14 protein-coding genes are annotated in these 13912 nt (G+C 38.1%); 2 read left to right on the top strand and 12 right to left on the bottom strand.

Features of this window, described 5'->3' with window-relative positions; all coding sequences use genetic code 11:
- Nucleotides 1–129: 129 nt before the first annotated feature.
- The 4 genes from glnA to miaA form a co-directional block, all read right to left on the bottom strand.
- Nucleotides 130–1473, bottom strand: a complete 1344-nt coding sequence (glnA, locus tag FC81_RS01220) for a type I glutamate--ammonia ligase (protein ID WP_057742239.1) — start codon at nucleotides 1471–1473, stop codon at nucleotides 130–132.
- Between the two features lie 23 nt (nucleotides 1474–1496).
- On the bottom strand, nucleotides 1497–1886 hold the full coding sequence (locus FC81_RS01215) for a MerR family transcriptional regulator (RefSeq protein ID WP_057742237.1): 390 nt from the start codon (nucleotides 1884–1886) through the stop codon (nucleotides 1497–1499).
- Between the two features lie 80 nt (nucleotides 1887–1966).
- Nucleotides 1967–3232 (bottom strand): methionine gamma-lyase family protein, encoded by a 1266-nt coding sequence (locus FC81_RS01210; RefSeq protein ID WP_057742234.1) that lies wholly within the window; start codon nucleotides 3230–3232, stop codon nucleotides 1967–1969.
- A gap of 5 nt (nucleotides 3233–3237) precedes the next feature.
- Nucleotides 3238–4167 (bottom strand): tRNA (adenosine(37)-N6)-dimethylallyltransferase MiaA, encoded by a 930-nt coding sequence (miaA, locus tag FC81_RS01205; RefSeq protein WP_057742232.1) that lies wholly within the window; start codon nucleotides 4165–4167, stop codon nucleotides 3238–3240.
- A 128-nt stretch (nucleotides 4168–4295) separates the two neighbouring features.
- Here miaA and FC81_RS10705 point away from each other — a divergent pair, with 128 nt between their 5' ends.
- Nucleotides 4296–4472, top strand: a complete 177-nt coding sequence (locus tag FC81_RS10705) for a DUF3042 family protein (RefSeq protein ID WP_083478710.1) — start codon at nucleotides 4296–4298, stop codon at nucleotides 4470–4472.
- A 221-nt stretch (nucleotides 4473–4693) separates the two neighbouring features.
- On the opposite strand, the gene FC81_RS01200 is transcribed toward FC81_RS10705, so the two are convergent.
- From FC81_RS01200 to FC81_RS01170, 7 genes are all read right to left on the bottom strand, one after another.
- Nucleotides 4694–5104 (bottom strand): rhodanese-like domain-containing protein, encoded by a 411-nt coding sequence (locus FC81_RS01200; RefSeq protein WP_235804608.1) that lies wholly within the window; start codon nucleotides 5102–5104, stop codon nucleotides 4694–4696.
- Nucleotides 5105–5156: 52 nt separating this feature from the next.
- Entirely contained in the window at nucleotides 5157–6110 is a 954-nt protein-coding gene (locus tag FC81_RS01195; protein WP_057742229.1) for an ROK family glucokinase, read from the bottom strand.
- A 27-nt stretch (nucleotides 6111–6137) separates the two neighbouring features.
- A complete protein-coding gene (locus tag FC81_RS01190; RefSeq protein ID WP_057742226.1) occupies nucleotides 6138–6338 on the bottom strand; it encodes a YqgQ family protein in 201 nt (66 codons plus the stop codon).
- Between the two features lie 33 nt (nucleotides 6339–6371).
- On the bottom strand, nucleotides 6372–7031 hold the full coding sequence (locus FC81_RS01185; protein ID WP_057742224.1) for a rhomboid family intramembrane serine protease: 660 nt from the start codon (nucleotides 7029–7031) through the stop codon (nucleotides 6372–6374).
- Between the two features lie 254 nt (nucleotides 7032–7285).
- Nucleotides 7286–7849 (bottom strand): 5-formyltetrahydrofolate cyclo-ligase, encoded by a 564-nt coding sequence (locus FC81_RS01180; protein ID WP_057742221.1) that lies wholly within the window; start codon nucleotides 7847–7849, stop codon nucleotides 7286–7288.
- A 52-nt stretch (nucleotides 7850–7901) separates the two neighbouring features.
- Complete coding sequence (rpmG, locus tag FC81_RS01175; RefSeq protein ID WP_057742219.1) at nucleotides 7902–8051, bottom strand: 50S ribosomal protein L33; 150 nt, start codon at nucleotides 8049–8051, stop codon at nucleotides 7902–7904.
- Between the two features lie 136 nt (nucleotides 8052–8187).
- On the bottom strand, nucleotides 8188–10251 hold the full coding sequence (locus FC81_RS01170) for a peptidoglycan D,D-transpeptidase FtsI family protein (protein ID WP_057742217.1): 2064 nt from the start codon (nucleotides 10249–10251) through the stop codon (nucleotides 8188–8190).
- A gap of 256 nt (nucleotides 10252–10507) precedes the next feature.
- On the opposite strand from FC81_RS01170, the gene FC81_RS01165 reads away from it, so the two are divergent.
- Nucleotides 10508–13147 carry a YfhO family protein gene (locus FC81_RS01165; protein ID WP_057742213.1) on the top strand — a complete coding sequence of 880 codons (2640 nt, stop codon included), beginning with the start codon at nucleotides 10508–10510 and terminating at the stop codon, nucleotides 13145–13147.
- 7 nt (nucleotides 13148–13154) lie between these two features.
- Here FC81_RS01165 and FC81_RS01160 read toward each other — a convergent pair whose 3' ends face one another.
- Nucleotides 13155–13817 (bottom strand): potassium channel family protein, encoded by a 663-nt coding sequence (locus tag FC81_RS01160; protein WP_187327398.1) that lies wholly within the window; start codon nucleotides 13815–13817, stop codon nucleotides 13155–13157.
- Nucleotides 13818–13912: the final 95 nt, after the last annotated feature.

The following is a 13912-nucleotide window of genomic DNA, read 5'->3' as shown; positions in this document are numbered from 1 at the left end:
AAACACCACCCAAAGGTGATGCCAAGATCTCCATCAATACGATTTGACTTTGACCCTAAAAAATAGAACCAGGTCAATAAATATGACCTGGTTCTATTTTTTTATTCATTTTGGAAACTTAACTTTTAATTAATAGAGTTCTAAGTATTGATCTCTTTCCCATTGAGAAACTTCCTGACGATATGCTTCCCATTCAAGGCGCTTGCCTTCAACAAAACTTTGGCAAAGATGCGGCCCTAACGATTTAGCAACAACTTCGTCTTGTTCAAATGCCTTCAATGCATTGTGCAAGGTTGATGGTAAATCGGTAATTCCATTAGCTTCACGTTCTTCTTTATCCATAATATAAATATTACGGTCAACCGGTTTAGGCGGCTCGATCTTATTGCGCAATCCATCAAGTCCAGCTTCAAGAATTGCTGCAATAGCTAAGTATGGGTTAGCCGATGGATCGACACTACGTAATTCTAATCGAGTTGATAATCCGCGTGCGATCGGTACACGAATAAGTGGTGAACGATTATGACCTGACCAAGCAATATAGACAGGTGCTTCATAACCAGGAACTAATCGTTTATATGAATTAACGGTTGGATTTGTAACAGCTGTAAAGCTTCTTGCATGTTTCAAGAGTCCACCGAGGAAGTAACGTGCCTTTTGTGAAAGTTGCATTTCGTCTTTTTCATCAAAGAAAGCATTACCAGCTTCATTGAAGAGAGACATATTAATATGCATCCCTGAACCGTTGATTCTATCCAATGGCTTTGGCATGAAAGTTGCATGCAGGCCATGTTTACGTGCAACAGTTTTAACAACTAGTTTAAATGTTTGGATATTATCACAGGCATGTAATGCATCTGCATATTTAAAATCAATTTCATGTTGTCCTGGCGCCACTTCATGATGAGATGCTTCAACGTCAAAGCCCATGCTTTCAAGTTCAAGTACAATATCACGACGGCAGTTTTCACCAAGATCAATAGGGGCTAAATCAAAGTAGCTACCCTTATCATTCAAATTAGTTGTTGGTTTTCCAGTCTGAGGATCAAGCTTGAACAAGAAGAACTCTGGTTCAGGCCCAATATTAAATTCAGTAAAGCCTAATTTCTTCATTTCTGAAAGAACACGAATTAAATTATTACGTGGATCACCGACAAAAGGAGTCCGGTCTGCATTGTAAACTTCACAAATAACACGCGCAACCTTTCCATGTTCGCTTCCCCATGGGAAAATCATCCAAGTTGAAAGATCCGGATATAACCACATATCACTTTCTTCGATACGGACGAACCCATCAATCGAGGAACCATCAAACATCAATTTATTATCCAAAAGCTTGTCTAACTGACTAACTGGTACCTCAACGTTTTTAATAACACCGTACAGATCCGTAAACATCAGGCGTAAGAATTTAACATTCTCATCCTTTGCGATTTTCCGAATGTCATCTTTTGTATAACTAGGCTTTACCATTATGAATCACTCCTCATCTGGAATTAGAAGTTTTTGTTATGTTTAAAAGAAATCTCATCATCTCGCACTAAGCCGCTAACAGACATAAATTCATCCCGCAAGATACGGCGAACATCGGTATCTGTCAGCGGTTTTTCTAACTGTGCCCTTTTTTGAGCTCTTTTTTTTGCTTTTTCATCATAAATATGCTTAATTCCAGCCATATTTATTCCTTCATCAAGAAAATCCCTAATTTCAAGCAGACGATCAACATTGTTCAAAGAATACATTCGCCGGTTTCCCTCGTTTCTCTGCGGGGTAACCAGTTGTTGCTCTTCATAATATCTAATCTGCCTAGCCGAAAGATTGGTAAGCTTCATAACAGTTCCGATAGGCAAAACAGCTAGTGAGCGTCTGAGTTCCTTTTCTTTCATAACAACCCTCCTTCAAACTACGATCCTATCATAGCAAGCCATAAATTAATTGTCAATATTCAATGTTACTTTTTCTTACATCATTTCTTAAAAAAAGTTTCTTTAACGGCATTACTAATTGCTATTTTAACATGTGCGTATGTTAGTCCACCTTGAATATAGAGTGTATACGGTGGACGCATCGGTCCATCTGAAGAAAGTTCAATCGTTGATCCTTCCGTAAAACTACCTGAAGCCATTATTTCTTGATCTTCATAGCCGCCCATTTCACTTGGAATAGGATCAACAAACGAATTAACAGGTGAATAATGTTGGATTGCACTACAAAAGGCAATCATGGCCTGTGGATTACCAAGATTTACTGTCTGAACCAAGTCGGTTCTAGCCTCATTCCACTTAGGTGACACAGTTAAACCCATTTTTTCTAATAATGCGCTTGTAAAGATCGCGCCTTTGATCGCAGCACCTGTAACACTAGGAGCAATAAAGAAACCATGATACATATCTCGCATATGCCCAATCGTTGCCCCTTCATATTTACCAGAACCTGGCACATTAAAGCGATTGCCAACTTCTCTTATTAAACTTTTTTTACCTACAATATAGGCCCCTGTCTTAGCAATCCCCGCACCCGCATTTTTATACAGCGAGCCTGCCATTAGATCAGCCCCCACTGCTGTGGGTTCTTGTATCTCTGAAAACTCTCCATAACAATTATCAATAAAGATAATCACATTAGGTACGAGCTTACGAAGAAAAGAGATCATCGTTTTAATCTTGGCTACGGTAAAACTCTTTCGCAGTGCATACCCTCGCGAACGTTGGATAGCTACCACTTTAATTGTTTTATCTGTCAGTAACTTCTCCTTTGCATCTTCAAAGTCAACTTCGCCATCTTTCAATAGTGGCGAATAAGCAAAATTAATCTGGTATTCTTTCATATTTCCAGGCTCATTACCCACAATCCCAACTACTTGCTGAATTGTATCATAAGGCATCCCCGTTAAATAAAATAAAGTATCCCCAGGGCGTAAAACCCCAAAGAGACTTGTTGTTATCGCATGTGTCCCCGAAATTAATTGTGGCCGCACGATCGCATCTTCTGTTTGAAAATAATCAGCATAAAGTGCATCTAATTTGTCTCGACCTACATCATCATACCCATATCCTGTAGAACCCGCCAGATCTTCCTCAGCAACTCGGTGTTCCCTAAACCCCGCTAAGACCCGCATTTGATTATATGCAACTCTTTCATCTATCGTTTTTAGCATTGGGGCAATTTGTTCTTCGACTTCTGTTATCTCCTGTTGCAGTATCTCTGGTAACGTTTCTTTCCACGAAAACATCCTATCTACTCCTTATCTAACCATTTTAAAATTTCTTTCATTATTTTATGCTTATCTTCTTCATTTTTTAAAAGATCAAACCATCTTACATCCATTTTATTTCTAAACCACGTTAACTGCCGCTTAGCATAGCGCCGTGAGTTTCTCTTTACATCGGATACTGCTTCCGCAAAGTCCTTTTCTCCGTTAAAGTAGGCATAAAATTCCTTGTACCCGATCCCCCTTCCAGCAGGAAGCTGTTCTCCGCCTTTTTCATAAAGCCAACGTGCTTCATCGAGTAACCCCGCATTCAGCATCAATTCAACTCGCTTATTGATACGTTCGTATAATAGTTGGCGTTCTGACGTTAAACCTATAATCAACGGATCAAATTCTGCGTCTGCTTGATCATCCTGGCTAGAAAAAAGTTGACCTGTTTTTTCAAATACTTCTAGTGCCCTTACTACCCGCTGTTCATTATTGACAGGAATTTTAGCAGCTGCTTGTGGATCAATATCTGCTAACTTTTTCCAGAGCGCATCTTTGCCTTGTACTTGTGCATATTGATGCCACTTTGTCCGAATTAGTTGTGAGCGGTCATATGAGTGATCCCCTAATTTGAAGTTATCAAGTAGTGCTTGCAGATAAAAACCTGTTCCACCTACAATAATCGGCAGTTTCCCAGCATTTGAAATAACTGTAATTCTCTGACGGCATTCTTGAATAAAATCAGCTACTGAAAAACGCTCATCAACATTTCTGATGTTAAGCATATAATGTTTAACATTCTGCATCTCTTCCCTACTAACTTTAGCTGTTCCAATATCTAAGTTACGATAAACCTGCATTGAATCACCAGAAATAATTGCCCCATTGAAATGCTGGGCTAAACTAATTGAAAGATCAGTTTTTCCAACTGCGGTTGGACCAACGATAAGGAGTAATTTTTTTTGCACCATTTCAACCTTCTTTATGTAAGTTATATTTTAATCTATCCCGTACTAACAATAATACATAACACTGGATATTTGTTCTTAAATCATTCATAATAAAAACTGTAATCTTAGGGTGAGGAGGATAACATATGAAAAATTTTGTTAAGGGAATTTTTGTTGGGGCCGCAGCTACAGTTGGTGTTGCCGCTGGATGTTTTTATGCTTTTAAAAAGACTGTTGTTGATCCTGTTGAAGAAAAAGAAGCTATGATTGATGAACACCGCCGCCGCGCTATTCGCAAACGCCATTCAGCTCATCAATATTAATCTTTGCGATATCTAAAATAAAAATGAGCTCGGGACAAAAGTCTCGAACTCTTTTTTGTGTCCTTTATTTTCGAACATCCAATGCTAAAACGTATGTCAAAAAATAGCTGGTCGCACTTAAAGAAAATAGACAAAACTAATTCTGAAATTAATCGCCTTACGATGTTAGTACTTACCAACTAAACATCCTTTTATCCCACTCTCATTTTCTTCAACTCAAATTACTTACTTTTTTTGATTCGACCATCCCAACGCTCAAAACCAGCTTTTAAAATATAAATATCTTGGTAACCTTCCTTATGCAGCTTAATTGCAATTCTTGTACTCAAAGATTTTCCTTGATCATAAAGATAGACCGGCATATCTTTACGAATTGAATTCTTCATTACACGAAACTGACCAAAGGGAATATTCCTTGCACCCATAATATGGCCAGCGTTAAAATTGTCTTTTTCACGCAGATCAATTATCTGTCCGCGATGCATTCCTTTTTTAAACTCTTCATTTTCAACTAGCTTAGCAACGCTTCTTCCCTTAAACCATAAGTATAATTGGTTACCAATAATACCTAAGATAAGTACTACTAATACAATATTTAAAATTCCCCAAATTGATATGTTCTGTAACATCATTAGCTATTCCTTCTCCTCATTTAAGATCAATTACTTTTTTAGCCTTTGCCTATCAAGACAACGTTAACGATGCAGCTCCTACTACCCCCGCTTCATTTCCTAACTGTGCCAATCGTAAATGGGTCGTTTTGCGAACTGATGGAAATGCATATTTTTCGAAATACTTTTCGATATTATTTAATAAAAATGCTCCTGCCGCAGAAACACCCCCGCCAATCACGATGAAGGAAGGGTTTAATAAGTTGCCGATATTAGCACATGCTATCCCCAGGTAATGACAAACACGATCAATAACCATCTTGGCTAATAAGTCATTACGCTTTGCTAAATCAAACACTGTTTTGGCCGTAATTTCTTGTCCATCATCTAACCGACTTTTTAATTGTGAGTCACCCGAAAACTCTTCTGCCATATCACGCGCAACTCTGACAACCCCAGTTGCGGAGGCATACGTTTCAAGACACCCCCGATTCCCACAAGTACATAAATATCCATCAGGTTCAACATTCATATGTCCAACTTCCCCAGCAGCACCAACACCGTGTACTAAGGCTCCATTAGAGACAATTCCGCCACCAACACCGGTTCCCAAAGTTATAAAAGCAACATCAGTGTCATTCTCACCTGCACCCTTCCACTGTTCTCCCAGTGCAGCTACATTTGCATCATTATCGATTGTAAATTTGATTTTAGTATCTTGTTCAATTATTTTCTTAACTTCTTGCGTATCTTTCCAATTCAAATTGTAAGCACCAGTGACAGTTCCCCGGTCACGGTCAACTGTCCCAGGCGATCCCATTCCAATACCGATAAATTGTTCTGGCTTCATTTGATATAAGTGTAGGTGATGATTAATAGAAGAGACAATATCAGGAACAATGTGTGCCCCATCATCGAGAATATTAGTTTCAATACTCCATTTTTGCTGCACATCCCCATTTTCAGTCAAAATTGCAAACTTAATAGTCGTTCCACCAAGGTCAACACCAATTATTTTTCTATCCATAATAGTCCTCCGTCATCAACTATATCTTCATTCTTTTCTTTCTTCAATTCTGTGCTCACGTTCCAAAACTAATTTGGCAGCGATAAAAAGACGATTATCGATGACCCCTGCTTGATGTAAATGATCAATTTCAAGCGCCATTAATTCAATATCCCACAAACGTTTGCCAACATAAACAAATACTCCAAATTTTTTTAATAATTGTTGTACATCATAAAGTGTTTTCATCAAAACCTCTCCAACTAATTATAAGGGATATCTTTATATTTTAAAACCCATTATCAATAATAGCCCGCCAATAAAAATGAGCGCTACTAAACTAAAGAGCCTTTTTAGAAACGGTACCTTCCCAATTTTGGGGACCCCAACAATGTAAGCAGCTAAAAAGCCTGCCGCTAATCCCCCTAAATGCCCTGCTAGATCAATATTACCCGAAAAGCTAAAAAGAATATTTAAAATGACAAGCAAGAGAAATTGTCGCGCCATCGCTTTGATATAAGGGTTTTCTCGAAAGGATTCCCCTAACATTAGAAAAGCACCAAAGAGACCAAAAAGAGCTGTACTTGCCCCAGCAGAAAGTGCCGTGGGGTTGAAAGTAAAGCTGGCAATGTTTCCCCCTATGCCACTAATTAAATAGATAAGGCTAAAACGAGTACTTCCAAAAAACATTTCAATTTGTGTTCCAATAAAATATAACGTTATCATATTAAGAAGAATATGTTCAAATCCAATATGAAGAAACATTGGTGTGACAAAGCGCCACCATTGCCCAGCAAGGATAAGGCTGTTTACCTTAGCTCCAAACATGATTAAAACACGTGGGCTAGTACTTCCGCCATTCAAAGTCATTAATAAAAAAACGATTACATTAATGACGATTAGACCATACGTGACATTTGGTTTGCGACTTATTGTATTCATTAGATCAACTGCTAAAAATAGTATTATTCAATTTTATGATCTTAATACTACTAGATTCTTGCGTATTTAGGCCTTCGTGCGCCTTATTACAACAATTTTGACTAAAGAACTTGTTCTGCTTTTAAATCTTTAACAACCAGTCTTTAATTTTCGGAACTAAGTATCCTACCTCTAGCAGGCTTTCCAACCCAGATTCAGCTTTCCCTTTTCACTAACTAACCTTGTTCAATCTGAACTCAAATTAACTGTCATAATTATTTACTACTATTTTTTACCGTTATTAACTCACTTATTTGTTGGTCTGTTTCTTCTGTTTCCCATGTAGTTTCTGGGTATAAACGTGCAGGATCAGCCAATGCAACTTTTTTACCCGTATAATCAGCTAGATAGCGGTCGTAATAGCCACCACCAAAACTAACACGATCACCTGCCAAAGAAAACGCCAGCCCAGGAATAAGTAAAAGATCGATTTTTTCCTTGGGAACAAGCAAGGAGCCAGGCTGGGGTTCATAAATACCAAAGTTATTTTTTCGAATAATGGTGTTAACCGTTAATTCAAAAAAAGCCATCTGACGTCGCGGCAATGTACGCGGAAAACAAATTTTTTTACCTTGCAGCTGTGCTTGCAGAATAATCGGTTTGGTATCAATTTCGATGCTTGAACTAATCGTTACCCCAATTTGCCGAGCTTCTTTCCAAGCTGAAGTAGCAAAAAGAGCCTTATATAAGCTTAACTCATTACTTTCTTTTTCCCAAGTTTCCTTTAAACTTGAAAGTTTTTCTAACTGCAGCTGCCTAATTAATTTTTTAGTCTCCAACTAGTCCAACCCTTTCTGTTTATAATAAAAAACAACAGGAAAAATCCTGTTGCTACTTGGTTTCACGATGTAATGTTACTTTGTTATCACGGGGACAAAACTTCTTAAGTGCTAAGCGATCTGGACTATTACGCTTATTCTTGCTTGATAAATATGTCCGTTCATGACATTCAGTACATTCTAATGTAATGTGTACACGCATTCTTTAAACCTCCAATACTCTCATTCAATAAAGCAACTCAGACTTTAACGTTAATATCATATCATTTTTTTCGATATGATGCCAGCTTTTTTTCGGATTTGTTAAGGAAAAAGCCTTGACAGTTAATTGATATCTTTTATTCGAGTCCGTCACTTGATTTAACATATTTCCAAAAGGCTGAATAAATAGATGCTACTGCTTGAGTATTAACATGGCTAGTTGTGCTGTCTGCCATCCCAGGAAAGACTAAAGCAACTACAACCTGTGGATTTTTAGCAGGTGCATAGGAGACCGCACTAAGCGTTTCAGTTGGTGTTTCACCGTGAAAAGTCTGCGCTGTCCCGGTTTTGGCAGCAATTTGCGGCTTAACACCTGACATCGTCCCACCCGTTCTATAGGTACTGGAACCATGAACAACACGCCACAAACCAGTTTTGACAACATCCCATTGGTCTTGGCTGGCACCTACAACATTCAAAACATTTGGTGAGAATTCTGCTTTGGCTTGTCCTAAGGTTCCATCCTTGTTAGTTCCATGAACAGACTGAAGAACATGTGGCTGCAGTCTATAACCACCATTAGCAACAGTTGCAATGTACTGCGCCAGTTGGATTGTTGTATACGAATCATAGTTTCCAAAAGACAAATCAAGCGATTTACCTATGTTGGCCTGATTAGCAGGACCTTCATACCCTGTCGCCTCACCCGGGATATCAATCCCGGTTTTTACGCCTAAACCAAACTGATTAAAGAAGCCGCGCAGCTTACTGAAAATCGAGGTCGGCATACTTAAAGCAGCACCCGAGCTGTACTTAAAGCCGCCTTCCTTCATTGCTAACTGCATCATATATGAGTTAGATGAAACCATTAACGCATTCGAAGCCGTTAATGACATATTATTACCACCTGAACTATTAAACCACGATGACTTAGCTGCCGTTCCTTGCAACTTAATCGGTTCATCGACCATCACATTATTATTGGGTGTGATCGCACCGGACATTAAACCACCCATAACTGTCGCACCTTTGACAACAGAACCCATAACAAACGACTGGTTGATCGCACCTAAAGCATTTTCAGAAACCTTGCCTGTTCCTAAATCGCGGCTAACTCCCGCTAAGGCGTAAATTCCACCTGTATTCGGGTTCATAACAACAGCATAAGCACCTGGTAAATATGGGTTTCCCCCACCAACACTTTCAACTGAACTCTTCATAATATCTTGAACTTTTTTCTGAAATTCCGAATTAATAGTTAAAACGACATTGTCACCCTTTTTACCGCCATATGTTTTAACTTCACGGGTAATTTTGTTATTCTGGGTTTCCAGAGTCGTGACTGACTTGGTTCCCTTCAAGATATTTTCGTACTGCGATTCAATATAACTGGAACCAACGCTGTCATCTCGTGAATATCCTTGTGCTAATAGACTATTAATCTGATCACTTGGCAGTCCTTGCTTTTCACTCGTCACAGTTCCAATAACACTTTTAACTGCTTCACCGTTAGGATAGTTACGTGACCAGCTAGTTCCAACTTTGATCCCCGGCATTGCTGCTAAGTTTTCTCCCACCCGTGACATCTCAGTATCAGTGACACCACTATACTTAATATAAACTGTTGATAAAGAATACGCTCCATTCATTTTCGAGTAAACAAGCGCTGCTTCTTTCTCTTTCTGAGTCATTTCTTTAACTAGTTTATGTTTCTTTACATATTCGACTGAAGTACGGTACAGTTCACTATCACTTAATTTCTTATAGTTAGGAATTCGTTTTTGAACATCCTTTAGATGCTGCGGTACAGCCAGATAATAATCTGCTTTATTCGAAGCAGTTAAGGTATTGATTTCGATATTAGTATACTTAACTAGATCATTTGCAATGTTATACATCTGTAAGGCAGACACACTCAAGGGTTTGGTATATGTAATAGCTCGTGAAGCGTTATTAGCGACCAATACCTTCCCTGTGGTGTCATAAATCATTCCACGCTGAACATTCTTTGTTTCCGTTTTAGTATCCGTACTGCTGACCTCTGATTGGAATCTTGTTCCATTGATTATCTGCAAATAAGCAAGCTGTGCAATCAGTGCTGCAAAGAGAAGAAAAACAATAAAAAAAAGAAAATTCAACCGGAAGGGAATTTGCGACTTACCCTGTTTATTTTTTTTAGATACTTTCCTTAAAAACTTCACTATCCGTTCCCCTTACTATAACTATAAATTCATAAATGACTCTAAAATACTCGTGTCTTTTTTAATCCCTTTAAGATTAAAAGCAGCTTATCATAGCTCAAGTTATATCCTACCATAAACAACTATAAATTGAATAACTAACATGTAAAATTTAATAAAACTTATGTCCTTATGCTAAACTTTAAATAGCATTTGTATTAAACTAGATTAAATCAATCAAGGCTTAAAATACTTTTACTTAGGAGTTATCTATACAATGAAATCTACCAGTTTTTTAAAACGGAATTATCCTCTAATACTTAGCTTTCTGCTGCCTTTGATTATAATGCTGGGGTATTTTATTTTTCGCCAAATGTATCCCTTTGGAAAAAGCAGTCTACTAACAGTTGACTTAGGCCAACAGTACATTGATTTCTTTGCTTTTTTTAGAAGGACACTGCTCCATGACCCCAGCAACTTCTTCTATTCATTTTCAAAGGCCTTAGGAGGGGGAATGTTAGGCGAATGGGCCTATTACTTAATGAGCCCTTTTAACTTACTGCTGCTTTTCTTCCCTGGAAAGGCCCTTACAGCAGGGGTTTTATTTCTCACACTGCTGAAATATGGGTGTGCTGGACTATCATTTGCCTTCCTTTTACGAAAGACTCAGTTTCAACGTGGCCCTTTAATTCCGCTTTTTTCAACTAGCTATGCTCTCATGGGGTGGTTTATCGCCAATCAGCTTAACCTTCTCTGGCTAGATGCAGCAATTTTCTTACCTCTTATTATCTATGGTTTAATTCAACTGCTGACTAACGGAAAAAGCCGTTTGTACATTTGGCTACTTGGACTAATGCTGATTGACAATTATTACATGGGTTACATGATCTGTCTTTTTCTAGTCTTTTTCTTTTGCTGGCACGAGACAGTCTACTATCAAAATTTCAAAAATGTTCTTAAAAATCTGTGGCATTTTTGTTTGCACTCCCTGGCAGCTGTGGGGATTGCCGCGGTTATTTTAGTCCCAACCTTCTTCTCATTGCTAGATAGCAAGGGTCAATATACCCAACAGTCTATCAGCTTTAAATTTGAATATCAGCCGTTGAAGATGCTATCCAAATTTGTTATTGGCTCATTTAACTTTGAACAAATGCCTTCAGGCTATCCTAATCTTTTTATTGGCTCTTTAGCACTAATAGGTTTTTTACTCTACTTTCTAAATAATCATTTTAAACTAAAAGAACGTTTGGCAAGTATGATCCTAACAGTTTTCCTTTTCTTCTCACTCTGTTTTGAACCGCTTGACCTATTTTGGCATGGTTTTCAGTTTCCTGTTTGGTACCCATATCGTTTTTCTTTTATTGTCAGTTTTTGGATGCTTTTTCTTGCTGCCCGCTCATTTAAAAAGATGCCACTGCCTTCGATTGGCAAGCTAGCCGTAGCAGCCGTCTTGTACGGCAGTCTACTCTGTTACGTTTTAATCAACATTAAAAAATTTACTTTTCTTTCAAAAGAAACACTTTTCCTAACAGTTATTTTCGCACTTTTTATAACTATTATTCTCGGAATTTTTGCATATTCATATCCTAAACACCTCAAACTCGCTGCCAGTCTACTTTTATTAGTTTCCATCGCTGAATTAGGCACTAATGCCGTTTATTCATTAAATAACCTCAGTTATTTAACGCAGTTGGATTATAGCCAGCCCGCTACTGCACTGGCTAAAAATAGCCGCGAACTCAAGACACTAGATTCTTCTTTATATCGCACAGGCCAAGTATACAGTCGAACTAAAAATGATGGTTTAGCCAATGGTTTGAATAGTGGATCTTATTTTAGTTCTGCCCTTGAAAAATCTATCCCTGATTTTTACGGTATGATGGGTAATCCTGATGGTGATAATTACGTTACTTACTCTAATGGAACGATTGTTTCTGATGCTCTCTTAGGGATGAAATACTTTATTACAGCTAAGGGTGCAGGAGAGATCACCTCTAGGCAACCACTTACACCTCTAACAGAAAAACCAGATTTGAGGACCTATCGTTCTGTTACCAGCAATGTATTAACTCAAACTTACCGTAATTCCAACGCCCTAGGCTTGGGTTACGTTGCTAATCGGAAGCTCAAGACATTGAAAGACTTTTCAGATAATCCTATTAATTATCAGACACAGTGGTTGTCAGCTGCTGTTGGGGCCACAGAAAATACCCGGTATTTCCAAGCGGTTGATTTCAACGAAGTTATCTTTCAAAATGTCAACCAGCAGGTCAATCTTACAGATGCAACACTGCGGCGGAATGATCTTTCAAAAGAGGCTCAAGTTGTTTTTAAATTTACTCCCAAGACTAATAACTCTTATTACCTGACACTTGGTCCATCATTAGATTCGGATAACGTTAGTTTCTTTCTTAACAACCGTCAACTTAATCAATACAATACTTTCAGACATGCAACGATCGTAAATATTGCTAACCATTCTAAAGGAACTGAAGTCATCTTAACTGCTAAGTTTAAGAAACAATTATTATGGTTGAATAATTTTGTCCTATATCAACTAAATAATAAATTAGCTAAACAACAGATCCGCCGCATAAAGCAACAACCAGTCAGCTTTACACAGCACTCACAGCGTTCATTAACTGCTAAGGTTAATGTCACTAGACCCCATCAGCTTTTTGCAACAACTATTCCTTATAGTAAGGGCTGGCATGTAAAAATCAATGGACGGCAGGTTTCAACTTATAAAATTCAAGGAACTTTCCTGAGTTTCGATCTTCCACATGGAAAAAGTCGCATCCAATTAAGTTACTGGCCACCTTATTTTGGAATTGGTCTATTAATTTCATTAGTTAGCCTCTTTGGAACTTTCTTAGTTTCTTGGTGGATAAAGCCTAAACGGCGTAGAAAAAAATAATAATTTACTATTTCTCCATTAATTCATCAAAATGCTCTACGTCCCTTTTACGTCCAACAACAAGTAAGCTATCGCCCAACTGTAACGCCATGCCTGCTTGTGGTGCTATCTCAACCTTTTTTTTACGTCTGATAGCAATCACATTCAGTGCGTATTTACTACGAAAATTAAGGGATTCTAGCGACTTGTCAGCAAATTTTTGATTGGTGATCCTAATCTCAGCAACCTTTATGTCAGATGAAAGATCCAAGTAATCCAACATATTCTTTGAGATTAAGTTTTTTCCAATTCGCACACCCATATCTCTTTCAGGGTGAACAACCTTATCCACCCCCAGCTTGGTCAAAACACGTGCATGGTACTCATTTTGTGCTTTAGCTGTAACATATTTTACACCCAGTTCCTTCACCATCAATGTCACTAAAATACTCGCTTGGATATCTTCGCCAATTGCAATCACGACGTGATCAAAATTACGGATCCCAAGCGCTTTTAGTGCGTCCTCATCTTGCGCATCCGCAATAACAGCCTGTGTCGCAATATTTTTATAATCATTGATCCGCGCTTCATCTTTATCAATCACCAAAACTTCAGCGCCCGCGGAAATCAATGTCTGACAAATACTTCCGCCAAACCTACCTAATCCAATGATTGCAAAGTTTTGTTTCACCATAACTTTATACCCCTTTCTGCGGTTAAGTTCTTTATTAACTTAAAAGTACAATAACTTACGTAAAAATAGCCTTTTTAAATAATAAAAGGATA

The organism is Liquorilactobacillus capillatus DSM 19910 (genome assembly GCF_001434915.1).
In the GTDB taxonomy this organism is placed as follows: Bacteria; Bacillota; Bacilli; order Lactobacillales; family Lactobacillaceae; genus Liquorilactobacillus; species Liquorilactobacillus capillatus.
The sequence above is the reverse complement of the archived record's forward strand: the minus strand, read 5'-3'. Positions and strand labels throughout refer to the sequence as shown.